This is a genomic window from Klebsiella sp. HC6 (assembly GCF_022605325.1).
GTDB classification, from domain to species: domain Bacteria; phylum Pseudomonadota; class Gammaproteobacteria; order Enterobacterales; family Enterobacteriaceae; genus Klebsiella; species Klebsiella terrigena.
Genome location: NZ_CP093276.1, coordinates 2,499,931 through 2,526,066, shown reverse-complemented (window position 1 = coordinate 2,526,066; position 26,136 = coordinate 2,499,931). Strand labels below are relative to the sequence as shown.

Annotated in this window: 24 protein-coding genes, 1 other RNA gene and 1 pseudogene; 12 read left to right on the top strand and 14 right to left on the bottom strand. The window is 56.3% G+C overall.

Annotation, left to right across the window (positions count from 1 at the left end; translation table 11 throughout):
• Positions 1-9 precede the first annotated feature (9 nt).
• From sufS to sufA, 5 genes are all read right to left on the bottom strand, one after another.
• On the bottom strand, positions 10-1,230 hold the full coding sequence (gene sufS / locus MMW58_RS12260; protein ID WP_241723466.1) for a cysteine desulfurase SufS: 1,221 nt from the start codon (positions 1,228-1,230) through the stop codon (positions 10-12).
• A complete protein-coding gene (gene sufD / locus MMW58_RS12255; RefSeq protein ID WP_045858843.1) occupies positions 1,227-2,501 on the bottom strand; it encodes a Fe-S cluster assembly protein SufD in 1,275 nt (424 codons plus the stop codon). Before sufD ends, sufS begins: the two co-directional genes overlap by 4 nt.
• Positions 2,476-3,222 (bottom strand): Fe-S cluster assembly ATPase SufC, encoded by a 747-nt coding sequence (sufC, locus tag MMW58_RS12250; RefSeq protein ID WP_045858845.1) that lies wholly within the window; start codon positions 3,220-3,222, stop codon positions 2,476-2,478. Before sufC ends, sufD begins: the two co-directional genes overlap by 26 nt.
• A 66-nt stretch (positions 3,223-3,288) precedes the next feature.
• Positions 3,289-4,776, bottom strand: coding sequence for a Fe-S cluster assembly protein SufB (gene sufB, locus MMW58_RS12245; RefSeq protein ID WP_045858848.1), 1,488 nt, complete (start codon positions 4,774-4,776; stop codon positions 3,289-3,291).
• A gap of 2 nt (positions 4,777-4,778) precedes the next feature.
• Positions 4,779-5,156 carry a Fe-S cluster assembly scaffold SufA gene (sufA, locus tag MMW58_RS12240; RefSeq protein WP_045858850.1) on the bottom strand — a complete coding sequence of 126 codons (378 nt, stop codon included), beginning with the start codon at positions 5,154-5,156 and terminating at the stop codon, positions 4,779-4,781.
• Between the two features lie 947 nt (positions 5,157-6,103).
• On the opposite strand from sufA, the gene MMW58_RS12235 reads away from it, so the two are divergent.
• Positions 6,104-6,427: a hypothetical protein gene (locus MMW58_RS12235; RefSeq protein ID WP_241723465.1), complete on the top strand. Its 324-nt coding sequence runs from the start codon at positions 6,104-6,106 to the stop codon at positions 6,425-6,427.
• Between the two features lie 185 nt (positions 6,428-6,612).
• Here the strand turns inward: MMW58_RS12235 and MMW58_RS12230 are convergent, their stop codons facing one another.
• Positions 6,613-6,861 (bottom strand): GlsB/YeaQ/YmgE family stress response membrane protein, encoded by a 249-nt coding sequence (locus MMW58_RS12230; RefSeq protein ID WP_041146033.1) that lies wholly within the window; start codon positions 6,859-6,861, stop codon positions 6,613-6,615.
• Positions 6,862-7,027: 166 nt separating this feature from the next.
• Here MMW58_RS12230 and MMW58_RS12225 point away from each other — a divergent pair, with 166 nt between their 5' ends.
• A complete protein-coding gene (locus MMW58_RS12225) occupies positions 7,028-7,216 on the top strand; it encodes a YegP family protein (RefSeq protein ID WP_095102074.1) in 189 nt (62 codons plus the stop codon).
• 52 nt (positions 7,217-7,268) lie between these two features.
• Here MMW58_RS12225 and menI read toward each other — a convergent pair whose 3' ends face one another.
• Positions 7,269-7,679: a 1,4-dihydroxy-2-naphthoyl-CoA hydrolase gene (gene menI / locus MMW58_RS12220; protein ID WP_133598199.1), complete on the bottom strand. Its 411-nt coding sequence runs from the start codon at positions 7,677-7,679 to the stop codon at positions 7,269-7,271.
• Entirely contained in the window at positions 7,676-10,732 is a 3,057-nt protein-coding gene (gene ydiJ, locus MMW58_RS12215; protein ID WP_133598201.1) for a D-2-hydroxyglutarate dehydrogenase YdiJ, read from the bottom strand. The genes menI and ydiJ overlap by 4 nt, the downstream gene beginning before the upstream one ends.
• A 322-nt stretch (positions 10,733-11,054) precedes the next feature.
• Here ydiJ and ydiK point away from each other — a divergent pair, with 322 nt between their 5' ends.
• The 6 genes and pseudogenes from ydiK (at position 11,055) to MMW58_RS12190 (ending at position 14,885) form a co-directional block, all read left to right on the top strand.
• Positions 11,055-12,179: an AI-2E family transporter YdiK gene (ydiK, locus tag MMW58_RS12210; protein WP_133598203.1), complete on the top strand. Its 1,125-nt coding sequence runs from the start codon at positions 11,055-11,057 to the stop codon at positions 12,177-12,179.
• A 184-nt stretch (positions 12,180-12,363) separates the two neighbouring features.
• Positions 12,364-12,471, top strand: an RNA gene (rprA, locus tag MMW58_RS12205) — antisense sRNA RprA.
• A gap of 270 nt (positions 12,472-12,741) precedes the next feature.
• A pseudogene (locus MMW58_RS30305) lies at positions 12,742-12,906 on the top strand (IS3 family transposase); the annotation flags it as partial.
• Between the two features lie 688 nt (positions 12,907-13,594).
• Entirely contained in the window at positions 13,595-14,077 is a 483-nt protein-coding gene (locus MMW58_RS12200) for an Hcp family type VI secretion system effector (protein WP_241723464.1), read from the top strand.
• 17 nt (positions 14,078-14,094) lie between these two features.
• Positions 14,095-14,562 (top strand): STM2901 family protein, encoded by a 468-nt coding sequence (locus tag MMW58_RS12195; RefSeq protein WP_045858861.1) that lies wholly within the window; start codon positions 14,095-14,097, stop codon positions 14,560-14,562.
• Positions 14,562-14,885, top strand: coding sequence for a DUF1493 family protein (locus MMW58_RS12190; protein ID WP_241723463.1), 324 nt, complete (start codon positions 14,562-14,564; stop codon positions 14,883-14,885). Before MMW58_RS12195 ends, MMW58_RS12190 begins: the two co-directional genes overlap by 1 nt.
• 126 nt (positions 14,886-15,011) lie before the next feature.
• Here MMW58_RS12190 and ppsA read toward each other — a convergent pair whose 3' ends face one another.
• Positions 15,012-17,390, bottom strand: a complete 2,379-nt coding sequence (gene ppsA, locus MMW58_RS12185; RefSeq protein WP_241723462.1) for a phosphoenolpyruvate synthase — start codon at positions 17,388-17,390, stop codon at positions 15,012-15,014.
• A 340-nt stretch (positions 17,391-17,730) separates the two neighbouring features.
• Here ppsA and ppsR point away from each other — a divergent pair, with 340 nt between their 5' ends.
• From ppsR to hemP, 3 genes are all read left to right on the top strand, one after another.
• On the top strand, positions 17,731-18,564 hold the full coding sequence (ppsR, locus tag MMW58_RS12180; RefSeq protein WP_133598210.1) for a posphoenolpyruvate synthetase regulatory kinase/phosphorylase PpsR: 834 nt from the start codon (positions 17,731-17,733) through the stop codon (positions 18,562-18,564).
• 154 nt (positions 18,565-18,718) lie between these two features.
• On the top strand, positions 18,719-19,765 hold the full coding sequence (gene aroH, locus MMW58_RS12175) for a 3-deoxy-7-phosphoheptulonate synthase AroH (protein WP_045858869.1): 1,047 nt from the start codon (positions 18,719-18,721) through the stop codon (positions 19,763-19,765).
• Positions 19,766-19,936: 171 nt separating this feature from the next.
• Positions 19,937-20,116 (top strand): hemin uptake protein HemP, encoded by a 180-nt coding sequence (gene hemP, locus MMW58_RS12170; RefSeq protein WP_161795705.1) that lies wholly within the window; start codon positions 19,937-19,939, stop codon positions 20,114-20,116.
• Positions 20,117-20,168: 52 nt separating this feature from the next.
• On the opposite strand, the gene selO is transcribed toward hemP, so the two are convergent.
• The 4 genes from selO to MMW58_RS12150 all read right to left on the bottom strand — a co-directional run bounded on the left by selO (position 20,169) and on the right by MMW58_RS12150 (position 23,988).
• Positions 20,169-21,611, bottom strand: coding sequence for a protein adenylyltransferase SelO (gene selO / locus MMW58_RS12165; RefSeq protein WP_241723461.1), 1,443 nt, complete (start codon positions 21,609-21,611; stop codon positions 20,169-20,171).
• A gap of 530 nt (positions 21,612-22,141) precedes the next feature.
• Positions 22,142-22,606, bottom strand: coding sequence for an NlpC/P60 family protein (locus tag MMW58_RS12160; RefSeq protein WP_041146044.1), 465 nt, complete (start codon positions 22,604-22,606; stop codon positions 22,142-22,144).
• An 81-nt stretch (positions 22,607-22,687) separates the two neighbouring features.
• Positions 22,688-23,437 (bottom strand): vitamin B12 ABC transporter ATP-binding protein BtuD, encoded by a 750-nt coding sequence (btuD, locus tag MMW58_RS12155; RefSeq protein ID WP_133598217.1) that lies wholly within the window; start codon positions 23,435-23,437, stop codon positions 22,688-22,690.
• Positions 23,437-23,988: a glutathione peroxidase gene (locus MMW58_RS12150; RefSeq protein ID WP_045858875.1), complete on the bottom strand. Its 552-nt coding sequence runs from the start codon at positions 23,986-23,988 to the stop codon at positions 23,437-23,439. The genes btuD and MMW58_RS12150 overlap by 1 nt, the downstream gene beginning before the upstream one ends.
• A gap of 225 nt (positions 23,989-24,213) precedes the next feature.
• Between MMW58_RS12150 and MMW58_RS12145 the strand changes: the two genes are divergently transcribed.
• Positions 24,214-25,014 carry a MetQ/NlpA family ABC transporter substrate-binding protein gene (locus tag MMW58_RS12145; protein ID WP_159235782.1) on the top strand — a complete coding sequence of 267 codons (801 nt, stop codon included), beginning with the start codon at positions 24,214-24,216 and terminating at the stop codon, positions 25,012-25,014.
• A gap of 62 nt (positions 25,015-25,076) precedes the next feature.
• On the opposite strand, the gene btuC is transcribed toward MMW58_RS12145, so the two are convergent.
• Complete coding sequence (btuC, locus tag MMW58_RS12140; RefSeq protein WP_133598221.1) at positions 25,077-26,063, bottom strand: vitamin B12 ABC transporter permease BtuC; 987 nt, start codon at positions 26,061-26,063, stop codon at positions 25,077-25,079.
• Positions 26,064-26,136: the final 73 nt, after the last annotated feature.

Here is a 26,136-nt window from a genome sequence, read left to right as displayed (position 1 = left end):
TTGCTTCCTTTAGCCTAATAGCTTGTGAATGCGCTGTAGTCCTGCGACCAGCCGATCCACATCTTCCGTGGTATTGTACATCGCCAGCGACGCCCGACACATCGCCGGTACGCTAAAGAAGTCCATCAGCGGCATGGCGCAGTGATGGCCGGTGCGGATGGCAATGCCGTAGTTATCGAGGAAGCTGCCGACGTCGTAGGCGTGGTGCGCCCCGAGATTAAAGGCTATCACCCCGAGCCGCTGAGATGGGCCGTAGACGATAAGGTCCGGCACTTTTGTCAGCTCCTGCAGCGCGTAGCGCATCAGGGTCTGTTCATATTCGCCGATCTGCGCCAGCCCCAGCGCGCTGACGTACTCCAGCGCCGCGCCAAGCCCGATAATTCCGCCGGTATTTGGCGTCCCGGCCTCAAAGCGCCACGGCGCTTTTGCCCAGGTGGTGCCCTGGGTCAGGCTGACGGTGGCGATCATCGAACCGCCCCCTTCCCAAGGCGGCATCTCATCCAGCAGGTCCGCTTTACCGTAGAGGATCCCGATCCCGGTCGGGCCGTACAGCTTGTGTCCGGAGAAGACGTAGAAGTCGCAGTCCAGCGCCTGGACGTCCACCGCGTGATGCATCACCGCCTGAGCGCCGTCCACCAGCACCCTGGCACCGTGCTGATGCGCCAGGGCGATCAGCGCCGGCACCGGGTTTTCAATGCCCAGCACGTTAGAGACCTGGGTGATGGCCAGCAGCCGGGTGCGCGCGTCTAACAGGCCCGGTATCGCATCCAGCTGCAGGGTTCCGTCCGAATTGAGCGGGATCACCCGCAGCTCGGCGCCCACCCGGGCACAGAGCAGCTGCCACGGAACGATATTGGCGTGATGCTCCATGGCGCTGACGATGATGTTATCCCCGGCCCCCACGTTGGCGTTGCCCCAGCTATTGGCAACCAGGTTGATGCCTTCGGTGGTGCCGCGAACGAAGACCAGTTCCTCCGCTGAGCGCGCGTTGAGGAAGGTTGCCGCCTGCTGGCGAACCTGCTCCATGCGCGTCGTCGCCTCCGCGCTGAGAGTGTGAATACCGCGATGCACGGCGGCATAGCCGTGACGGTAAAACTCCGCCTCGGCGCGAATCACCGCCTCCGGCTTTTGCGCGCTGGCGGCGCTGTCCAGATAGACCAGCGGCTGGCCGTTGACCTCCCGGCCGAGCAGCGGAAAATCTGCGCGGACTCGTTCAACAGAAAATGTCATGCTGTCTCCCCCGGTAAACGCTGGCCGATGCGCGCGAGAATTTGCTGCCTGAGCGCCACGTCGCCGATGGCTTCCGTCAGCTCGGCGGCGAAAGCGTACAGGATCATGTGCTGCGCCGCCTGCTGGGTAATGCCACGCGAGCGCAGGTAAAACAGCTGTTCGTCGTCGATGCGCCCGATGGTGGCGCCGTGGCTACACTTGACGTCATCGGCGTAAATCTCCAGCTGTGGCTTGGTATCCACCTCCGACAGCCGGCCCAGCAGCAGATTGTTGTTGGTCATCTGGCCGTCGGTTTTTATCGCGTTCGGCGCAACGTTAATCAGGCCGTTAAATACCGCCCGGCCTTTGTCGTTGACGATGGTTTTATGCAGCTGGCGGCTATTGCAGTAGCCGACATCATGGTTCAGCCAGGTGCGGCTGTCGCAGACCTCGTTTTTGACCGGCATCGCCAGCGAGTTGATCCGCAGGTTGCTATTCTCACCCCGCAGCTGCACGCTGGTATTCTGGCGCAGCACCGCGCCGCCGAGCAGGAAGCTGCTGCTAAAGGCCGACGCATCGCGGCCCAGAGAGAGGTCGTTGTGGGCAAAGTGGTAGCTCTGGGCATTTTCAAACGCCAGCTTGATATGCTGCAGATGGGCGTTATCCGCCACCGCGGCGGTCAGCCGTCCGCCGGTGAAATGGCGCTGTTCGTTGAGGCTGACGTAGTGCTCCATAATCGTCGCCTCCGCGCCGCTCTCCAGCTCCAGATGATGCCGGTAGTGCGCGGTGTTCATCTCTTCGCCCGCCAGCCCGCGCGTCACGTGCATAATCAGCAACGGCCTCGCGGGGCGCTGGTTGCGCTTCACGCGAATGCGGGTCACCGTCGGCGCCAGGCTTTCGGTCAGGTGCAGAAACAGCTCCGGCTGCAGCGCGTCGGGCAGCGCCTGACGCTGGTTATCGATATTCACTTCGTAACCGCTGTCGCCCAGCGCGTCGCTCAGCGCTTCGCTGTAGCGGCCATCGATAAACACCAGCCGCCAGGCGTCGACGGAGAGCGCCAGCGCGTCCCGTTGCGCCTCGGTTAGCGCCTCGGGCTGCGGGGCAACAAAGGTGCCGCCAAGCAGCGCATCCAGCGGGGTATATTTCCAGTGTTCATGCTTACGCGTCGGCAGCCCCAGGCGCAGCGCCTGCTGCAGGTGCTGGTGCGCTTCCGGCGTTCTCAGCTCAGCCTGCTCTTCAAACAGGTGGTGCCACTGCTGCAGCGCGTTACTGCTGTTCGGTAAGCCAGCCATAGCCCTGCTCCTCCAGTTGTTTGACCAGGGTGAAGTCGCCGGATTTGACGATCCGCCCCTGGTACAGCACGTGGACGTAATCAGGCTTGATATAGTCGAGAATACGCTGGTAGTGGGTGACGATAATAAACGCACGCTTGCCGTCGCGCAGCGCGTTAACGCCGTCAGATACGATCTTCAGGGCGTCGATATCCAGCCCCGAGTCGGACTCATCGAGAATGCACAGCTCCGGCTCCAGCACCGCCATCTGCAGAATGTCGTTGCGCTTTTTCTCTCCGCCGGAGAAGCCGACGTTGACCGAGCGGGTCAGCAGGTCTTCCGGCATCTTCAGCAGCTTAATTTTCTCTTCCATCAGATCCTGAAAATCGAAGCGATCCAGCTGCTCCTGCCCGCGATAGCGGCGCACCGCGTTCAGCGCCGTTTGCAGGAAAAACTGGTTGCTGACGCCCGGAATTTCCACCGGATACTGGAAGGCCATAAAGATCCCTTCCCCCGCGCGATCCTCCGGCGCGAGCTCGAGCAGATCCTTGCCCTTAAACTCAACGCTGCCGCCGGTCACCTCGTAGTCTTCCCGCCCGGCGAGCGTTGCGGAGAGCGTGCTTTTCCCGGAGCCGTTGGGCCCCATAATGGCGTGAACTTCTCCGGGTCGGATATCGAGGTTCAACCCGCGCAGGATCTCTTTATCGTCAACGGATACCTGCAAATCTTTAATGCTTAACATGTATATTCCTTAATTCGGCAGTCTGCTTCGGGCGGCGCCATCGCGCAGCCGGCATGGGCCAGACTGTTAACCGACGCTGTGTTCAAGGCTAATCGCCAGCAGTTTTTGCGCTTCCACGGCAAATTCCAGCGGCAGCTCTGAGAAGACATCCTTACAGAAGCCGTTAACGATCATTGAGATCGCATCATCTTCACTGATCCCGCGCTGCAGACAGTAGAAGAGCTGATCTTCACCAATTCGCGAGGTGGTGGCTTCATGCTCCAGCTGGGCGCTGTTGTTACGGCACTCAACGTACGGGAAGGTGTGCGCCCCGCAGTCCGGCCCGATCAGCATCGAGTCACACTGGGTAAAGTTTCGCGCGTTGGTCGCGGTCGGCATAATTTTGACCAGCCCGCGGTAGCTGTTCTGGCTTTTACCGGCGGAGATCCCTTTGGAGATAATCGTCGAGCGGGTGTTTTTACCGATATGAATCATTTTGGTGCCGGTATCCGCCTGCTGGTGGCCGCTGGTCAGCGCCACCGAGAAGAACTCGCCGATGGAGTTGTCGCCGCGCAGAATACAGCTTGGATACTTCCACGTTATCGCCGAGCCGGTCTCCGACTGGGTCCACGACATTTTGCTGTTTTCACCTTCGCAGAGCGCTCGCTTGGTGACGAAGTTGAGGATCCCGCCGGTGTTGTTATCCCCGGGGAACCAGTTCTGCACCGTGGAGTATTTTACTTCGGCATCTTTGTGGATGATGACCTCAACCACCGCCGCGTGCAGCTGGTAGCTGTCGCGAACCGGCGCCGAGCAGCCTTCGATATAGCTGACGTAGCTGCCCTCGTCGGCGACGAGGATCGTGCGTTCAAACTGGCCGGTTTTTTCGGCATTGATGCGGAAATAGGTCGATAGCTCCATCGGGCAGCGCACGCCTTTCGGCACGTAGATAAAGGTGCCGTCGGAGGCGACCGCGGCGTTCAGCGCGGCGAAGAAGTTGTCATTGCCGGGCACCACGGTGCCAAGATATTTTTTCACCAGCTCCGGATGATCGTGGATCGCTTCGCCAAAGGAGCAGAAGATGATGCCCTGCTCCGCCAGCTTTTCCCGGTAGGTGGTGGCGACCGAGACCGAGTCAAAGATGGCGTCGACCGCCACTTCGCGCCCTTCGCGTACCGGCACGCCCAGCAGATTGAAGGCCTCTTCAACTTCGCTGGTCAGATAGTCGGCGGGGCCGGTTTGCTGCACCGCACCCGGCTCGGAGGCGCAGGTGTCGTCGCAGTTGCCGCAGGAGGGCGCGGAATAGTAGCTGTAGTCCTGATAGTCCAGCTTATCGTAGTGCGCCTTGAGCCAGTGCGGCTCTTCCATCTCTAGCCACGCTCTGAAGGCGTTCAGCCTGAACTCAAGCATCCACTCCGGCTCGTTGCGGCGGGCGGAGATCGCCCGCACCACCTCTTCGTTGATGCCCTTAGCCAGCTCATCGGTCTGTAACCGGGTAAAAAAGCCTTCTTTATAGTTCAGCGGCCCGCCGGTCCAGGTTTTGACATCGTCAGTTGTTTCAGTATTACGAGACATAATTACTCCGCCTGAACCCCAAAGCTTTCACCGCAGCCGCACTCGTGCTGCGCTTTCGGGTTATGAAACTTAAAGATTTCATTTAATCCTTCCCGAACGTAATCCAGCTCCGTACCATCAATAAACGGCATGGCCTGCAGCGGCGCCCACAGCTTCGCGCCTTCGAACTCAAACAGCAGATCGTCTTTCGCGGGCTCTGCGATAAGCTCCATCACGTAGGCAAAGCCGGCACAGCCGCTGGTTTTTACGCCAAGACGCAGCCCCTGCATCGGCGGCTGCTTGCTCACCAGGTCACGGATATGGGCGGCGGCGGCGGGCGTCATGATCAGGCCACGCCAGCTAAAATCGTCGGGATTAAAGGTTCCTGCTTGTACTTCCATCGGTCTACCTCATTGGTTGGCGCCATCAGGGCATCTCACCATGTTAGTGATAACGATTATCACTTCAACCCATCTGGAGAAGGGGTATTCGCCCCTGAGACTCTTTTATGGCCCTTTTTATAAGCATAGACCCTGCTTTACTGCTTATCAGGTCTCATTTTTTCTATTTAATAGACTGAAAAATAATAAGTTATTTGATGTGGGTTGGCAGAAGATGCGGCAATGGAAAAGATGCATCGAAAATACCGATTTTTGAGATAGGAGATGAAAAAATCCGCCTTTCAGCGACTTATCGGATATTCAAGGGGTTATATAGTCACACCGTTGTGCTATCGGTCCCTACCGGCCTCTTCCCGCCCGGCGCTGAAGGCGCGGCGGCTTTTCAGCTATGCCGCTAAAAACCTCATCCAGTAGCATAACGTTGACTGAACCTACGGATACCACGTCCAATCTATAAGCATTATCTGAAAACCGGGGTTGTTGTGTGGCTATGTGTAGACATTTTGGTTATAAAGTCGATCGTCCTTCGGGGATTAAGTTTTAATCACCCTGATCAAGCTGGTGTACAATCTTCGCTTATAATTTCTACAGTTTTCGGCATGATGCCGAAACCGCTGGTAACCTGGAGCTTTTGTCGTAACGGATGATAGATATCAGTATTATGTCGATGTGCATGGTAGTCCTTCTGGTGATGAGCGTACTGCTGGACTGAAAGCGTGTTGCGCCACAACTCTTTGCCGCCGCTGTTCCGATTCTCGCCGTTTATCGGCCGGCCATAGCCGTGTCCTGATGAAACCGGCCCTCGGTTTTACCTTCCCGCACGCCCTCCTGCAGACCCTCCACAGTCGTTAATAAATAAGGAGATTTGGAGGATTCGCCCCCGGTGGGATTGTCGCCCCGAAACCTAACCTCTAAGATTTTAGCCACACACTTAAGAGGTAACGAAGATGAAAGGAACAATCATTGCCCTGTTAGCAACCGTTTCTATTGCCGCCGCCAGCGCCTTCGCCGCGGATAAAAGCGAAACGCCGCCTGCGCGGGATAACGCCGGACAGCCGCCGTTTGAGATGAACCAGCAGCGTGGCCCCATGCCGATGCCTCCAATGCCGCCGAGAAAGCCGGCGCTCTTCTCCGCGACCGTTGCCAGCGATAATCCGACTGACACCATTAATAAGCTCACCGCGTTAATCCCTGCCAGCAAAGCCCGGCATTATGAAGTCCATGTTGAAGTCGTCGCCGTACCCGATATGGCAGAGGCCGGGCCCCTGTGATTTTGCCGGGTTAATTAAACCGTGCAGGCGCGATGAATAAGCGGTCGAAATGGATTTACCCGCCGGGTTTATGTGGTTGTTTGTCACCCGACGCATCGGCATGGCTATTATGCAAACGAAAAAAAAGCTGCCAATAATAGCGGCAGCTTTTATATCTAACGATTCAGTCTGATACTGAAGGGCTATTAGCTCTTAATTTTTCTGTAGATAAACAGCACCACCAGCGCGCCAATTACCGCAACGACAAAGCTACCGAAATTAAACCCGTCAACCTTGCCAAAGCCAAAGAACGTGCTGATCCAGCCGCCCACTACCGCACCGATGACCCCCAGAATGATAGTGACAAAAAAGCCGCCACCGTCTTTACCCGGCATGATCCACTTCGCTAAAATACCGGCAATAAGACCAAAAATGATCCAGGAAATGATACCCATGGTTAACTCCGTCCTCTTTGTTGCTCTGCAAGTGCATAGTAATTAAATAGTAGCATATACGGAGCATGTGAAACATGAATTATATATTTATTAGACGATTACTTGCCGCACGAGCCACCATGGTCTACATATCATGAGGAGCTGTTAACGTCAAAAGAGGTAAAAGATGGGGTATTACGTCATTAAGAAGTCAGAGAAGAGCGTGTCCCAACCCTGGTATTTCTTGCTGAAGGCCGATAACCACGAAACCATCGCCACCAGTGAAATGTATTCCTCGAAGGATGCGGCGAAAAAAGGAATTGCCTCGGTGCAGAAGAATGGCCCGAGTGAAATAATTAAGGATGAAACGCTATAAACAATATGGGGGAAAAATTTCCCCCATATATCTCCTCAGGCGGCGCGCGCGCTTAAACCACCGCCGTAGTGAGCCGCGATGAGCAGCACAGACGCCCCTGCTCGTCGGATATTTCAATCTGCCACACCTGATGGCGAGACCCGACGTGCAGTGCTTTACAGACGCCACGCACCCGACCGCCGCGAACCGAACGGATATGGTTAGCGTTGACCTCCAGCCCCACCACCTTTTGCTCGCCTTCGCTGCATAAATAGCCGGCAACCGAACCCAGCGTTTCGGCCAGCACCACCGACGCGCCGCCGTGCAGCAGGCCGAACGGCTGATGGGTTCGGCTGTCTACCGGCATCGTGGCTTCAAGGGTGTCATCGCTAAACACATCGAAGCGGATATCCAGCAGACCCACCATATTGCCCTCGCCCATGCCGTTGAGCTGTTCCAGCGTTGTCTGACGTTTCCAAATCATCCAATAATCTCCAGCAGCGCCTGCAGCGGGTGACGTACGCCGCTGCCTTCAATACGCTTAACCTGACTACGACAGGAGTAGCCGGTCACCAGACAGCGGTTGCGCGGCAAACGCTGAATCGCCTGTTGCCAGGAAAGCGCGTAAATCGCCAGCGAGTTGGCATGGTTTTTAACCTCATGGCCGTAGGTTCCGGCCATGCCACAGCAGCCCACGCTGACGTTTTCCAGCTTCGCGCCAAAGCGCGCAAAGATTTCGGCCCACTGTTTCGGGGCCGCCGGGAGCGCCGTGACCTCCGTGCAGTGGCCAAACAGATACCACGCCTCGCCGCCGTTATCCTGCACCGCGGTTTCAGGCAGGGCCCGCGGCAGCCATTCATGCACCAGCATCACGCGGAAGTCGCCGCGCTTATCGCCCAGCGTCTGGTTGTATTCATCGCGATAGCACAGCACCAGGGCCGGATCGACGCCGACCATCGGGATCTCGAGCTGCGCCATCCGGTTGAGGAAGTCCGCCGTTTTCTGCGCCGTACGGGCGAAACGCGACAGGAAGCCTTTAATATGCTGCGCCTTACCGTTTGGTGAAAACGGCAGCAGCACCGGCTGATAGCCGACTTTTTCCACCAGCCGGATAAAATCAGCCACCACCTGCGCATCGTAGTAGCTGGTGAACGGATCCTGCACCACCAGCACCATTTTGGCCTTTTGCTCGGCGCTCAGCGCTTCAAGCTGCTCCAGCGTCATATTCGCCGAACGGTGGCCGACCATTTGCTGCTTCAGCGACGGCGTAGAGAGCAGCGGTAAATCCACCATCCCGATGTGCTTCTCCGACAGCTTGCGCATCCACGGCTGGTTAATGAAGAAGTTAAAGGTTTTCGGCGCCTGCGCCATCAGCGGCGCGTAGGATTCCACCGTCGCCACCAGATGGTCGCGAACCGGGCGCAGATAGCGGCTGTGGTAAAGCTGCAGGAAGCGCGAACGGAACTCAGGAACGTCGATTTTAATCGGACACTGGGTAGAACAGGCTTTACAGGCCAGGCAGCCGGACATCGCCTCTTTGACCTCATGGGAGAAGTCATACTCGCCCTTGCGCGCGTGCCAGCTGTTGCGGGTGCGCTCGATAAGCTCGCGCAGGCTAGCGCGTTTCTCCGCCAGCTGGCTCTCCAGCTGATTGGGATCGATACCCCGATCGGCCAGCAGACGCAGCCATTCGCGCACCAGCGTTGCCCGGCCTTTCGGCGAATGGATGCGATGATTGCTCACCTTCATCGACGGGCACATCGGGCTTTTAACATCAAAGTTAAAGCACAGGCCGTTACCGTTACACTCCATCGCCCCGCGCCATGAGCTGCGTACGGCGATAGGGATCTGGCGATCGAAGGTGCCGCGTTTCACCGCGTCCACCTTCATCATCGGCGCATCGACGCCTTCCGGCGGGCAGATTTTACCCGGGTTAAGGCGGTTATCCGGGTCAAATGCCGCCTTCACCTTCCGCAGCTCGCCGTAGAGCTCGTCGCCAAAGAACGCAGGGCTGTACTCGGCGCGGAACCCTTTCCCGTGCTCACCCCACAGCAGGCCGCCGTATTTGGCCGTCAGGGCGACCACTTCATCGGAGATCTGCTTCATCAGCACTTCCTGCCGGGGATCGCACATATCCAGCGCCGGGCGCACGTGCAGCACCCCGGCATCAACGTGACCAAACATGCCGTAGCTCAGGCCGTGGGCGTCCAGCAGCGCGCGAAACTCGACGATGTAATCCGCCAGATGCTCCGGCGGCACGCAGGTATCTTCGGCAAAGGGAATCGGTTTAGCCGCGCCCTTCGCGTTACCCAGCAGCCCTACCGCCTTTTTACGCATCGCATAGATACGCTCAACGCCGTCCAGCTCGCCGCATACCTGCCAGCCGATGACGCCGGCTTCGCCCTGGGCGATCAGCCGCTCCAGGCGCTGACACAGCGAAGCCACCTGGCCGTCGATCAGCTCGACGTCATCGCCGGAAAACTCGACGATGTTCAGCCCCAGCATCTCTTTATCCGGCACGTCGGCGATCAGTTCGCTGACCGAGTGCCAGACGATATCCTCGCGCGCGAGGTTGAGCACCTTCGAGTCGACGGTTTCCACCGACAGCGCGTTGGCCGCCACCATAAACGGCGCATTGCGCAGCGCCGAGTCAAACGAATCATACTTAACGTTCACCAGCCGACGTACCTTCGGCAGCCGGGTGATGTCGAGACGCGCTTCGGTAATAAACGCCAGCGTCCCTTCCGAACCGGTTAATACCCGCGTCAGGTCGAATTCGCTGAGATCGTCATTAAAGACGTGGCGCAGATCGTAGCCGGTCAGGAAGCGGTTAAGCCTGGGGAATTTATCGATAATCAGCTGGCGCTGCGCTTTGCAGCGCTGGTAGACGGTGCGATAAATACGACCGATTGCCGACTGCTCGTTCGCCAGGGTTTCTGCCAGGGCTGCGGGAATGGCCTGGGTATCCAGAATATCGCCCCCCATCAGCACCGAGCGCACGCCCAGCACGTGATCGGAGGTTTTACCGTACACCAGCGACCCCTGGCCGGAGGCATCGGTATTGATCATTCCGCCGAGGGTGGCGCGGTTGCTGGTTGACAGCTCCGGCGCGAAAAAGTAGCCGTACGGCTTAAGATATTGGTTGAGCTGATCTTTAATGACCCCGGCTTCGACCCTAACCCAGCCTTCTTGCGGGTTAATTTCGATAATGCGGTTCATATAGCGGGACATATCAACGACTATTCCCGCGTTCAGCGACTGGCCGTTGGTGCCGGTGCCGCCGCCGCGTGGCGTAAAGACCAGCGTTTTAAAACGCTCATCCGCCGCCACTCTCGCCAGCAGCGCGACGTCCGCCGTGGAGCGGGGGAATAAAATCGCGTCCGGCAGCAGCTGATAGATGCTGTTATCCGTCGCCATCGTCAGCCTGTCGGCATAGCTGGTGGCGGTATCGCCGGTAAAACCTTGTTGCTCCAGTACCTGCAAAAAATTCAATACCAGTTGAACGACGCCTGGTGCTTGAGAAATTTGTGGGATCATAACGCTTGACCCTGCCTGACTATGTTGTGTTGTAAAAACTTCATCCTTCGGAGCGCTTTCGTCAGCCGATTTTGCTGCGCCGAACGTTGACTTAGGCAAACGTCGCGAGCTTTCACCTGCCGGTTCGAGGTATCCTGGATGATTTTGCGTGTGGGTAACTAAACGATTGCGTAGTGCAGTCAACTTTTTATCACATTTTTTTCATATGCGCCCACCAGATTTATGTGCAGAATCAGGCTCGTGAAATTATTGGTATTATTATCCGTATATGGAATTACGCTGCGTCAGGCTTTTGGCGCCACTGGAAAGGTAAAATTTCTCTATGATTAACGAGCGTCAGCCCCGGGATATACCGCAGGTTCTGCTATCGGTGCTGTTTTTGTCCCTGATTATTGTTTCCTGCCTGTGGGTCGTACAGCCCTTTATTCTGTCATTTGCCTGGGCGGGCACCGTGGTCATTGCCACCTGGCCGGTACTTCTCCGCCTGCAGCGGCTGCTGTTTGGCAAACGCGCCCTCGCAGTGCTGATAATGACCGTGCTCTTATTCCTGCTGTTCGTTATCCCGATCGCGCTGCTGGTCAACAGCCTGGTCGATAACAGCGCGCCGCTGATTAAAATGTTTACCACCGGTAGCGTGAGCCTGCCGGATTTTGCCTGGCTGAACAGCATCCCGCTGATTGGCGGCAAGCTCTACTCCGCATGGCATGGCCTGCTGGATATGGGGGGCGCGGCGATCATGGCCAAAATTCGGCCCTATATCGGCACCACCACCACCTGGTTTGTCGGGCAGGCGGCACACATTGGCAAGCTGCTGGTCTACTGCGGACTGATGCTGCTGTTTAGCGCCCTGCTCTACTGGCAGGGTGAAAAGGTGGCCTATGGCTTCCGCTATTTCGCCACCCGTCTGGCGGCCAAGCGCGGCGACGCCGCGGTACTGCTGGCTGGACAGGCCATTCGCGCCGTGGCGCTGGGGGTGGTGGTTACCGCGCTGACTCAGGCGGTACTGGGCGGTATCGGCCTGGCGGTCACCGGCGTGCCTTACGCCGCGCTGCTGACGGTGGTGATGATCTTCACCTGCCTCGTTCAGCTGGGGCCGTTGATTGTGCTCATCCCGTCCATTATCTGGCTGTACTACAGCGGCGATACCACCTGGGGCACAGTGCTGCTGGTGTGGAGCTGCGTGGTAGGGACCATGGATAACGTCATCCGTCCGGTGCTTATCCGCATGGGTGCCGACCTGCCGATGATACTGATCCTCTCCGGCGTTATCGGCGGCCTGATTGCCTTTGGCATGATTGGCCTGTTTATCGGCCCGGTCCTGCTCGCCGTATCATGGCGGCTGTACGACGCCTGGGTGCACGAAGTTCCACCGCCGCCGAAAGACCCCGATCGGGTGCTGGCCGAGCTCACCGAGCTTAATGCCGGCAATATCAAAAGCAACAAGTAGGCCCTGACAGCGCATATTAAGGCGGGGAAACCCGCCTTAAACATAAATAAACCTTATACATTCAGGCCTGCCTGACGCCCTCACCGTCCCTTTCGCTACATATCCCCCGCATATTCTTCACTTCAATTTAACTATTGAGAGGAATCCGATCGACGCAAAAAGTCCCCGTGTCTACTATATGAGCACGGTTATAAATCAACACCTTGATTTATAAGCATGGAAATCCCCTGAGTGAAACAACGAATTGCTGTGTGTAGTCTTTGCCCATCTCCCACGATGGGCATTTTTTTGTCTAAAACCAGTTCCTTAGATATATATCGCAAACGCTCAATGCACTACTTGTGTACAGTTCAGGGGTTTCCGGGACGTCCATAGTCTCCACCTCAATCTTCAAAATCAAAGAGATGGAGTGTGTATTGCTTGCCTGAATATATGTCTAATTTTGACCACATCCCGCCCATTGAGTAAGCAGCGAATGGCCCGTTGCCACGGTCTTAAACGGTAAGTAAACAGCAATAACTGGCAGGGTCCTCCTTACCGGATGTCAGGCGCAAGCTGCGATATCTCTGATGCCACGTTTTACACGCGGCATAAAAAATACGATAGGATTTCCCCTTCTGAACCCAAACATATATGGCAGCTGGAAGAGAAGAATCTCAGGCTGAAGAGGCCGGTTGCCGATCTCAGCCTCGACAAGGCGATGTTGCAGGATGTTCTGGCAAAAAAGATCTGACACTGACACGGCTGAGCGAATGGGTCAGGAATTTACAGGCCCGATACGCTGGCAGAGAAAAACAAATCTGTTTTGCGCTATGGCTCAGCCGCAGCTCATTCAGGTATCGTGCTGTTGCTGCCAATGACAGTGCATTGCGTCTGCTCAAAGTTATCGACCTTTACGCCCGCGAATGCCTGGGGCATTTAAATTTGAAAAACTCCAGTCCGAGAGTAGCTCGGAGCCATTCAGTGTTAGTGTGGCAACACATCCTAAGATCCCCCCACAATATTCACTCCTCAGAAAAGAAGTCCTGCTCGGAGTTCTTTTCCCATAAATCAGAACGATGCTCAGACATAGCTCCGAGGGCTTCACAAAGAACGTAAAGCGGTTATTAACCCAATAGTTACCGGATTTTCCGATGATTAACGTCAACCCAGGTAGATTGATATTTGGCTTCTGCAACCGCATTCATAGAGATATCAGGCAGACCAGACACTTAGCGCGTAGGTAAGTAATATTACTGATTGCATTGAAATATACCACTGGCAATTAATTACCACAGCAATATATTCATAATAAATATAATTCCCTCTCGTTTTACCAATACATACATTTAAGACACTCATCAACATAGAAGTCTTGAGTTCCTCCTCGATTCTGTGATTTATTATCCACTCATTCATTAAGGAGTTTTGAAAACATGACGATGCCTGCTTATTTATGGTTAAGAGATGATGGAAACGCAATTATTAAAGGTGGAGTAGACATTCGAGGTCGTGAATTTAGTATCGAGATAAAAGGATTTCATCATAATCTTTCTATCCCCACGGATAATACCACTGGTAAGCCCACGGGAACGCGGCAACATTCATCCATGATGATAGTTAAAGAGTTTGACTACTCCAGTCCATACCTCTACAAGGCCGTAGCATCTGGACAAAATTTAGTTTCGGCAGAGATTAAATGGTACAGGATCAATGACGCAGGTCAGGAAGTGGAGTATTTCAATATGTTCCTTGAATGCGTTCGAATTGTGTCAATATCCCCAACAATGGCCTCACCACAAGATCCGAATAGTAATCACGTTGAGTCAGTAGAGTTACGTTACGAGAAAATCACATGGACGCACTGTGATGGCAATATCAGGTATACAGACGCATGGAACGAGCGTCAGACAGCTTAACTTGAACGGGTGACTGCATGGATACTACAGAAGAACTTAGCGGAACCTACTTCTATCACGGTCACACTAACGTAACGCCCATAGAACTGTTTAACCTAATCTTTATCGAGCAGTTAGCAGATTCTTTAGGGATAACAACGGAGGCGGCAACAATGGTTGTGATTGGTCAGCCAATAATCCCTGTCACAGGTAAGCTATCAGCGGAGACAAACACACCAGGTACCAGTATTGCGTCAATACTAAGCAGGAGGCTCTTGAAAGATGCTCGTTTCCCTAATGGATTAAAATTCTCAGCACCTATGGGTAAGCTCTCTAAACTTAAGATGGTTTCAACGCCTAAACTAGCAACGTTCATCGGCCGCTGGGTACCGTTCATAGGTTATACTCAGTTGATTGTGGCACTTACAGTGACAGCCAGGCGTACTCGAGATAAATACAACCAGATTGCCAGACCTTCAGACCGTATATTATGGACTGACTTCTAATGAGAGATTTTGAATCAGAAGTTATACAGTATTTAATGGATAACTATCCTGTAAGGCGACACTGGTTAAAACCGGGCTTGAAACAGGTGACAAAAGAATGGACGCTTCAGGACGATTTCAAATTTTCACCCGAAGATGCACATGATTTTCTGTTGGACATATTTGAACACTTCAATATTGAACACTCCGGCTTTGACGGGACTAACTATTTTGAATATGAGTATCCATTCTGGCAAAACGTCCCCCTTGAAAGAGAACTTAAACCACTTACGGTGGAAATGATCGTTAAGTCTGCCAAAGCAGGTCGCTGGCTTTATGAATAACAAACCCTTCCGCTACTTAGGATATTTTTCCACTTTATGTACCTGGCCGCAAAATACCTAATCAGGAGGCCATTAAAATAAAAAACCCCGCCATTAGCGGCGGGGTTTGCATGGGCAAAGGGTGCCTTATTTGTTGAGCTCAGCCAGACCAAGCCAGGTTTGCACCACGGTATCCGGGTTCAGGGACAGGCTATCAATCCCCTCTTCCATCAGCCAGGCAGCAAAGTCCTCATGGTCGGACGGGCCCTGCCCGCAAATACCGACATATTTACCCTGCTTCTTCGCCGCGCGAATCGCCATCGACAGCAGCGCTTTCACCGCGTCGTTACGTTCGTCAAACAGCTCAGAAACAACGCCGGAGTCACGGTCAAGGCCAAGTGCCAGCTGCGTCATATCGTTCGAACCGATAGAGAAGCCGTCAAAGTACTCAAGGAACTGCTCCGCCAGCAGGGCATTGGACGGGATTTCACACATCATGATAATTTTGAGGCCATTTTCGCCGCGCTTCAGGCCCTGACGCTCCAGCTCTTCCACCACCGCTTTCGCCTGGGCGACGGTGCGGACGAACGGCACCATGATCTCGACGTTGCTCAGCCCCATGTCGTTACGCACGCGCTTAACCGCATCACACTCCAGCGCAAAGCAGTCGCGGAAGCTGTCGGAAACGTAGCGGCCGGCGCCGCGGAAGCCGAGCATGGGGTTCTCTTCTTCCGGCTCATAGCGCTCGCCGCCCACCAGGTTGGCGTATTCGTTAGATTTAAAGTCGGACAGACGCACGATAACGCGTTTTGGATAGAATGCCGCACCCAGCGTAGCGATCCCTTCCGTCAGGCGACCGACGTAGAACTCTTTCGGTGAATCGTAGCCCTTCATCAGCTCGCGGATTTCGTTCTGCAGGCCAGGCTCCTGGTCATCGAACTCCAGCAGCGCGCGCGGATGAACGCCAATCATTCGGTTGATGATGAACTCCAGACGCGCCAGGCCTACGCCTTCGTTTGGCAGACAGGCAAAGTCAAACGCCCGGTCCGGGTTACCGACGTTCATCATAATTTTCAGCGGCAGGTCAGGCATTTCGCCCACGCTGGAGCTCTTGATGCTGAAATCCAGCAGCTCAGCATAGACGTAGCCGGTATCGCCTTCCGCACAGGAGACGGTCACGTTCTGGTTTTCCTGAATGCGGTCGGTCGCGTCGCCGCAGCCTACCACCGCCGGGATCCCCAGCTCACGGGCGATAATCGCCGCGTGGCAGGTACGCCCGCCGCGGTTGGTCACGATGGCCGCCGCTTTCTTCATGATCGGTTCCCAGTCCGGGTCGGTCATGTCGGTAACCAGGACGTCGCCCGGCTCGATGCGGTTCATCTCGCTGATATCATGGATAACCTTCACCGGACCCGCGCCAATGCGGTGGCCGATGGCACGCCCTTCGGCGACAATCTGCCCCTGAGCATGCAGCGTATAGCGCTCCATGACCTGGCCGCGGGAGCGCACGGTTTCCGGACGGGCCTGGACGATAAACAGCTCGCCGGTATGGCCATCTTTCGCCCACTCGATATCCATCGGACGTCCGTAGTGCTTCTCAATCTGCACCGCCTGCTTCGCCAGCGCCTGCACTTCCTCGTCGGTCAACGAGAAAATATCGCGCTGCGCCTGCGGCACATCCTCGATGCGCACCTGCTTACCGTGCTCCTGGGTCGGCGCGTAAATCATGCGGATCTTTTTCGATCCCATGGTCCGGCGCACGATAGCAGGACGGCCAGCTTCCAGCGTTGGCTTATGGACGTAGAACTCATCCGGGTTTACCGCGCCCTGCACCACCATTTCCCCCAGGCCCCAGGCAGAGGTGATAAACACCACCTGGTCGAAACCGGATTCGGTATCGATGGAGAACATGACGCCGGACGAAGCGAGGTCGGAGCGGACCATGCGCTGCACCCCGGCGGAAAGCGCCACGCCGCGGTGATCGTAACCCTGATGCACGCGATAGGAGATCGCACGATCGTTAAACAGCGAAGCAAACACGTGCTTCACTGCGACGAGCACGGCATCGAAGCCCTGCACGTTGAGGAATGTCTCTTGCTGCCCGGCGAAGGAGGCATCGGGCATATCCTCGGCCGTGGCGGAGGAGCGCACGGCAAAAGAGGCCTCAGCGTTGTCGGCGGACAGCTGCTTATAGGCATCGCGAATTGCGTCTTCCAGTTCGCTCTGGAACGGGGTATCGATGATCCACTGACGGATCTGTCCCCCCGCTTTCGCTAATGCGGAAACGTCGTCAATGTCGGTTTTATCCAGCAGTTCATAAATGCGCTGGTTTACGCCGCTTTGGTCCAGGAACTGATTGAAGGCATCAGCGGTGGTGGCAAATCCGTTCGGTACGCTAACACCCATACCGGACAGATTAGTGATCATTTCACCAAGGGAGGCATTTTTGCCCCCAACTCTGTCTACATCATTCATGCCGAGTTGGTTATACCAAAGCACCAGCGGTGACGAGCCATTGTTGGACATCGAGACAATCCTTTTGTGATTTAATACCAGTGATAAAAAACTCACGATCAACTACGGGATTTATCCTGACATATTTACGCGGCTGAAAAAAACGGTGAATCGTTCAAGCAAATTATTTTTTCTTTTTTAGGACAGTTCACCTGATATAGCTAACTCAATGATTCTTCACAAATCTGCTGAAATAAGAGACAAAAAATAACCAGCCGGCAAAAATGAACCTACCTTTTCATTAAAAATAAAAATAGCGTTTCATTTTTAAAATGAGACAAAACATAAACGGATATGCTTAAATTTAATAACTGCTTTCAGGTAATTAAACTCATTATACCGGATGGTCAAAATGGAAAGTGCTGTAGATCGCCACGTATTTTATATTTCCGACGGGACGGCCATTACCGCCGAGGTGCTGGGGCACGCGGTGATGTCGCAGTTTCCGGTCGCTATCAGCAGCGTTACCCTGCCTTTCGTGGAGAATGTCAGCCGGGCGCGGGCGGTGAAGGAGCAAATCGACGCGATCTATGAGCAAAGCGGCATCCGTCCGCTGGTCTTCTACTCCATCGTGATCCCGGAAATTCGCGACATTATCACGCAAAGCGAAGGATTTTGTCAGGATATCGTGCAGGCGCTGGTGGCGCCGCTGCAGCAGGAGCTGCGCCTCGACCCCACGCCGATCGCTCATCGTACCCACGGCCTCACGCCGGGTAACCTGAACAAGTACGATGCGCGTATTGCCGCCATTGATTACACCCTTGCCCACGACGACGGCATCTCGCTGCGCAACCTCGATCAGGCGCAGGTGATTCTGCTGGGCGTCTCGCGCTGCGGCAAAACGCCAACCAGCCTCTATCTGGCCATGCAGTACGGCATTCGCGCCGCCAACTATCCGTTTATCGCCGACGATATGGACAATTTAATCCTGCCCGCCTCGCTCAAACCGCTACAGCACAAGCTGTTCGGCCTGACCATTAACGCTGAGCGCCTGGCGGCGATCCGCGAAGAGCGTCGGGAAAACAGCCGCTATGCTTCAATGCGTCAGTGCCGAATGGAGGTCACCGAGGTGGAGGCCCTGTACCGCAAAAATAAAATTCCCTGCCTGAATAGTACCAACTATTCAGTAGAGGAAATCGCGACGAAAATCATGGATATCATGGGGCTGAATCGAAGAATGTACTAATACACTAGTACATTATTGAAAATTTGTTTATGCTATCACCCGTGGCCTATACAGGATCATCCCCCGCTCTTGCAATAAGCGGGGATTGGTTTATCGTGATGCGCATCACTTCCCGGCAGTTTCGTCGCGGAAGAAACAGATTTTTGAGACCCCAATGAATAAAACAGACGAACTGCGTACCGCGCGCATTGAAAGCCTGGTAACGCCTGCGGAGCTGGCCCAGCGGCATCCCGTATCTGCCGATGTCGCGGCACACGTCTCCGCTTCCCGCCGCCGAATTGAAAAGATCCTTAACGGTGAAGATCGCCGCCTGCTGGTGGTTATTGGCCCATGTTCCATTCACGATACCGAGGCCGCGCTGGAGTATGCGCGCCGCCTGCAGGCGATGCGCGAGCGCTACCAGCCGCAGCTGGAAATCGTGATGCGCACCTATTTTGAAAAACCGCGTACCGTTGTCGGCTGGAAGGGTTTAATCTCCGACCCTGACCTGAACGGCAGCTATCGGGTCAATCACGGCATCGAAGTCGCGCGTCGCCTGCTGCTGCAGATCAACGAGCTGGGCGTGCCGACCGCCACCGAATTCCTCGATATGGTGACCGGACAGTTTATTGCCGATCTGATCGGCTGGGGCGCCATCGGCGCGCGCACTACCGAGAGCCAAATCCACCGTGAAATGGCCTCCGCGCTCTCCTGCCCGGTCGGATTCAAAAACGGCACCGATGGCAACACGCGCATCGCCGTTGATGCGATTCGCGCATCCCGCGCCAGCCATATGTTCCTCTCTCCGGACAAGCAGGGTCAGATGACCATCTATCAGACCAGCGGCAACCCTTACGGGCATATCATTATGCGCGGCGGCAAACGGCCAAATTATCATGCGGCGGATATTAGCGCCGCCTGCGATGCGCTGCGCGAATTTGATCTGCCGGAGCAGCTGGTGGTGGACTTCAGCCACGGCAACTGCCAGAAGCAGCATCGTCGCCAGCTGGAAGTGTGCGAGAACGTGTGTCAGCAGATCCGCGACGGTTCGACGGCTATCGCCGGCATCATGGCGGAAAGCTTCCTCAAGGAAGGGACGCAGAAAGTGGTCGCCGGGCAGCCGCTGACCTGGGGCCAGTCGATTACCGACCCGTGCCTGAGCTGGGAAGACAGCGAGCGCCTGCTGGCTGAACTGGCTGCGGCAACCGCCACTCGCCTGTAGGCTTACTCTCCCACCGCGCCTGCGGTGGGAATCCCCCCACGTGCCGTAATATCCCCACCCTTAACCTGCCAAATATAGTACTTTGATAAAAAACGCTTGCCGTGAAAATTAACATTACTGATAATAATTATCATTGTTACTTTTATTTTTATTTTTGGTGCTATGACGCGAATGGATAACACTGCCACAGCTGAAAAAACAAAAGACAATGCCCCTTACCCTGTCGCCACGGATCGCAAAATTTGCAGCCGGGTGCTGCTCGGTCCCGAAGGTCGGGTAGTTATCGAGCATGACGGCCAGCGCTATCTGCTGCGTCAAACCCATGCCGGCAAGCTGATCCTGACAAAATAGCCCTCCCCGCCGCCTGGCGCGAGGAGAGCACGCCCCCGATTGCATTGACACATCAGCTGGAGCAGCTGACTTCCAGCCCTTTTCCCCAGTCCGGCGGGCGGCTGACGTAATCATCTTCCCGGTCGATAAACGGCTGAGCCAGCGCCTCGTGCAGCCGCTCCAGTTCGCCGATATTCCCCTGTTCCGCCTGTTCGATGGCCCGCTGCGCCAGCCAGTTACGCAGCACCAGCGCCGGGTTGACGGCACGCATATGCTGCTGACGCCGCGCATCATCAATCTGCTCATCGCGCAGGCGCGCACGGTAGCCGTCAAACCAGCTATCAAAGGCGGCGCGATCGATAAACTCATCGCGCAGCGGCGAGGCGGCGCTGAGCTGCTCGCTGGCGCTCAGCATCCTGAAGGTGCGGGTGTAATCGCTGCCTTCGCGCATCATCAGCGCAAACAGGCCGTCCAGCAGATCGTTATCGCCCTGCTGCGGGGTAAACAGGCCAAGCTTGTCGCGCATGCGGCGGCCGTAGGCGCTCAGCAGCGCGTGCTGGTAGCCATCCAGGGCGGCGTTTAGCGCATCGGCGCTGATGAACGGCGACAGCGACTGCGCCAGATGCTGCAGATTCCACAGCCCTACCGCCGGCTGATTCTCAAAGCTATAGCGCCCCTGATAATCCGAATGGTTGCAGATGAAATCAGGCTTGAAGTCATCGAGGAACCCGTACGGGCCGTAGTCCATCGTCAGGCCGAGAATAGACATGTTATCGGTATTCATTACCCCATGCGCAAAACCTACCGTTTGCCAGCTGGCGATAAGCGTCGCCGTTCTGGTGACAACGTCACGGAACCACAGAATATACTTATCCGCTTCTCCGTCGAGCTCGGGCCAGTGGTGACGAATCACGTAGTCGGCCAGCTGCTGCACTTTTTCCGCCTCCCGGCGATAGTAGAAATGCTCGAAATGGCCAAAGCGCACGTGGCTCTCAGCGATGCGCATCAGCATCGCTCCCTGCTCGACGGTTTCACGATACACCGGCGTGTCGCTGGTCACGATCGACAGCGCGCGGGTGGTGGGTATGCCCAGAGCGTGCATCGCTTCCGATGCCAGGCCTTCGCGGATCGTCGAGCGCAGCACGGCGCGCCCGTCGCCCATTCGCGAGTAGGGCGTGAGTCCGGCGCCCTTCAGGTGCCAGTCCATCCGCCGGCCATCGGGCAGCTGCTGCTCGCCCAGCAGGATCCCGCGGCCGTCGCCAAGCTGTCCGGCCCAGGAGCCGAACTGATGGCCGCTATAGACCTGCGCCAGCGGTGACATGCCGGGTAGCAGCGCTTCGCCACCCCATACGCCGGCGCCCGTTGACGGCTGAAATAGCGCCTCAGGCACGCCCAGGGTCTGCGCCAGCGGCGCGTTGTGCCAGATCGGCCGCGCGTTGCTCAGCGGCGTCGGGGTCAGGGCGGTATAGAAATCTGGCAGTTCATCACGCCAGTGGGTTGTAAAAGACAGGGTCATGGGTTCCTCCGGCCTTCAGTGTAGTGCCTTCAACAAAGTATTAACACGGGCGAATGACAGGGTTATCAAGATAAAGTGAGCAAGCCGGTGGTCTCGCGTTTGTACCTGTGTTTGTTAGCTAAGATACCCGGAGGTTACTGCCCTCACCCCGTCCGTCTCTTCGCAACACTGAACGTTTAGTGATAGAGAATCGTGCAGCGGGGCCCTGGCTCCCCGCTGAAATCGGCGAACCGAAGGCCGGAAGACAAGGGCTGGCCGCCAGGGATGGCGGCAAGAGGCGAATCGAGACAGGAGCGAGCCCCGGAACGGGCGAGCAGGTCGAGTTGAGCCGACCGCAGGCTGCAGGCCGGGAGGTGAGCGCAGTGCGCAGCACCGATTTCCGTGCGGGACCGCGGGGATTGTTAAGGGGAAGACGGTTATCTTCCCCTTAACCCGGTCACCTGGCAGCGAGGCCGCATGTTCTGCCAGACGTCCGGTGAACGGAACACCTCACGGCCGACCGACGTGAACCCGGTAAACCGCGCGTGACGCTATATTCTCCGTGCCTGCCAGAATTTTTTATTCCAGTACACGTTATTCAGCGACGAGCGCGTGACGCCGTTGCTGGTCGAAGCATGGATAAACTGGTTATCGGTATCGTAGATCCCTACGTGCAAACCGCTCTCTCCTGAGCCGGTCTTGAAGAACACCAGATCCCCGGGCAGCAGTTCGCTTTTATCAATACGGGTGCCGATCTCTGCCTGCTCGCGGGTTTCACGCGGCAGCTGCATGGAAAACTTATCGCGAAAGGTTCTCACCACAAAGCCGGAACAGTCCACCCCGCGCGGCGTCATCCCACCGTAGCGATACGGCGCCCCCCGCCAGTTCCGCAGCTGATCGTTAAGATTAGCGATGACGGTAATAGAATCCGCAAGCCGGGGATTGGGCGGCGGCGCCCGGTGACTGCTGCAGCCTGCCAGAAATAGTGCCGTCAAAAGAATGAACCACAAGCGCATCTCAGACGATTCCTCTGTTCCTTATCTTATTGTCAGGATAATTTAGCTGGTTTATCAATGAACTGGCAAGCTTGCTTCGCGCTACTGTGACGCGATGAGCATAAAATGACCGCCAAACGCCACCCGCTGGAAAGAAATCGCATAGGCGGCGGTTAAATTCTCTTCGGTCAATACCTCTGAGGTATAACCACAGGCTATCGTTTTTCCCCGGCAGATAAGCCACGCCCGCTGCGCGTGCCGTAGCGTGTGGTTGAGATCGTGACTGCTCATAACCACCGAGATCCCCGCCGCGCACAGTTCGCTGAGAACGCCGTCGAGCGCGGCCTGCTGCGCCACGTCGAGGCTGTTCATCGGCTCATCGAGAAGCAGCAGCTGTCCCGCAGGGTTGGCCAGCGGATCGATTTGCAGAATGACCGCCGCCAGCCGCACGCGCTGCCACTCGCCGCCCGAAATCTGATTGACCTGACGCCCAAGCTTATCGCTCAGCCCCAGCCTCTCGGCCACCGCGCCGAGCAGATCGCTCCGCGCGTTATTTTGTAGATGCAGCGACAGGTAGTGCCAGACCGGCATCGCGAAGGGCGGCGCCTGATGCTGGTTGAGGTAAGCGCGATGCCGTGCCAGCTCGGAGGCCGGCCACGTTTTAAGCGGCCGCTCGTTGAGGATGATGCGCCCGGGCCCCGTCGTCAGGCCGGCCATGCGCATGAGCAGCGTGCTCTTCCCGGCCCCGTTCGGCCCGACGATATGGATCATTTCTCCCGGTCGAACCTCGGCGCTAAACGCTGCCAGCCGCCCCGGCTCTTCTACGTCCTGTAGCTGCATCAAAAACGGCATTATTTCGCTAAAGCTCCTTTAATCGCCGCCAGCAGCAGCGGATCGTTCGGCGCCATATCGGGCGAGAAGCGTTGGATAGTCTGGCCATCGGCGCTCAGGAGGAACTTTTCGAAATTCCATAAAATATCGCCATCGTTCTGCGGCGCGCGGCCTTTGCTTGCCATCCGCTCGTAAAAACCGCTGCCTTCCGGCGCTACGGCCTGCGGGGCGGCCTCAACCAGCTTCTGGTATAGCGGATGACGATGTTCGCCGTTAACGTCAACTTTACTGAACAGCGGGAAGGTCACGCCATAGGTGGTGCTACAGAAGGTTTTGATCTCCTCCTCGCTGCCCGGCTCCTGTCCAAGGAACTGGTTACAGGGGAAACCCAGCACCGTGAAGCCGTCATTCTCAAGCTCCTGCTGCAGCGCTTCCAGCTGTTCATACTGCGGCGTCAGGCCGCATTTTGAGGCCACGTTAACGATTAACAGCGCTTTGCCCGCATAGGCGTTAAGCGTCGTTTTCTCGCCATCGATAGTGGTAACTTCGGTATCAAGAATAGTGTGTTGCATAGCCTTCCCTCTGTGAATAAAAGCGATTTCTGGTTCAGGTGATCCCTATCTACTGTAGCGGATTGAGGCGCGGTCATTGTACTTTGAATTGCCTGAGCGGCATACCGTACCGTGCCCGTGCGGCAACATGAATTCCTCTCAATAGGGACGTCGCGCAATTCAGTGTACAGTGTTAAACGGATGTAATAGCATTTCGTTAATGATTAATTTAAGAGAGTTTTATAGATGAAGAAGCTGTTGAGTTCGGTACTGATTGCCTCATCGGTTGTGCTGTTATCGGCCTGCTCCCCTGACGATAGTAATAAGATCAAGGTGGCGATCAATACCGGTCCGGATGAGGCTATCTGGAAAGTCGTTGAGCAGGTTGCGAAGGACAAATATAACCTCGACGTCGAGGTTATCTCCTTTAATGATTACGTCCTGCCTAACGAAGCGTTAAATAATAAAGACGTCGACGCTAACGCTTTCCAGACGCTGCCCTACCTCGAAGCCCAGTCGAAAGAGCGTGGCTACAAGTTTGCCGTCGTCGGCAAAACCTTTGTTTTCCCTATCGCCGCCTACTCTCGCAAGATAAAAAATATCAGCGAGCTGCCGGATGGTGCGACGGTGTCTATTTCTAACGAGACCACGACCCTGGGGCGCAGCCTGCTGCTGCTGCAGGCGCAGGGCCTGATCAAGCTGAAAGATGGCGTCGGCTACCTGCCAACGGCGCTGGACATTATCGACAATCCGAAGCATTTGAAAATTGTCGAAGTGGACAGCCCGCAGCTGCCGCGTACCCTGGACGATCCTGACGTTAGCCTGTCGATTATTAACACCAACTTCTCGGCGCAGGTTGGCCTGTCCGCCGCGCGGGATGGTCTGTTTATGGAAGGTCAGGACTCGCCGTACGTGAACGCCATCGTGTCTCGCGAAGATAATAAAGACAGCAAAAAAGTTCAGGAGCTGAAAGAGGCGTTCCAGACTAAAGAGGTCGCCGACAAAGCGCTGGAAGTTTATAAAGGCGATGCCATCAAAGGGTGGTAATAGCACTTAATCTGCGCATCGGCAGGCGATAGACGCCCTGCCGATGCGCCTGGATTCGGCGCTTATTGCGCGTGCACGGACTTCAGCAGCAGCCAGATAAACACCGGCGCGCCCAGCGTCGCGGTCACCACGCCGATCGGCAGCTCCGCCGCCGACAGCGCCAGGCGGGCGACGATATCGGCGCCTAACAGCGCGCTGGCCCCTGCAAGCATGCAGGCCGGCAGCAGAACGCGATGATCGCTTAAGCCGCATAGCCGCAGGATATGCGGGATCACCAGGCCAATAAAACCGATGGCTCCGGCCAGCGCCACGCTGACCCCCACCAGCCAACCGGTGGCGACCACCAGCAGCTTACGCCACAGCCACAGCGGTAAGCCCAGCTGGCGAGCCGATACCTCTCCCAGAGCCAGCATATTCAGCGGCTGCGACTGCAGCCCCACCCAGGCCAGCACCGGCAGAAGCGCCAGCATCAGCCACAGCTGCTGCCAGTCTACGCCGCCAAAGCCGCCCATCATCCAGTACATCAGCTGACGTAAATCGAACGAGGTGGAAAAATAGACGGCCCAGGTCATCAGCGCGCTGCAGATAATGCCCAGCGCAACGCCTGCCAGCAGCAGACGGCTGGTTGACAGGTGCCGACGGGCAAAGCGCAGCAGTATAAAGGTGATAACCAGCGCGCCGGCAATGGCGCACAGCCCCAGCACCCAGCCCGGGAGGAACCCTTTACCCAGCAGCACGGCGGCGATGAGACCGACCCCCGCGCCGTTAGAGACCCCCAGCAGCCCCGGCTCCGCCAGCGGGTTTTCGAACAACGCCTGCATGATCGCCCCGGAGAGCGCTAAAGCGGCGCCCACCAGCAGCACCGCCAGGGTGCGAGGCAGGCGAATTTGCCAGATGAAGAGCTGCCCCCTGGCGCTGAGCCACTCCTGCGGCGGGATCCAGAGATCGCCCGCGCAGAGGCTGGCGGCCATCATCGCCAGCAGCAGCAGCAGTAAAGCAACGAGCCAGCGCCGGCTTCGGCGCTGTTGAATTTGAGCAAAGGTCTGCATAAATACCGGGATGCAAGAAAGAGATGTATTTGATTTTACGGTGGGTATTGCGGGGAGAAAAGCAAAACATCGG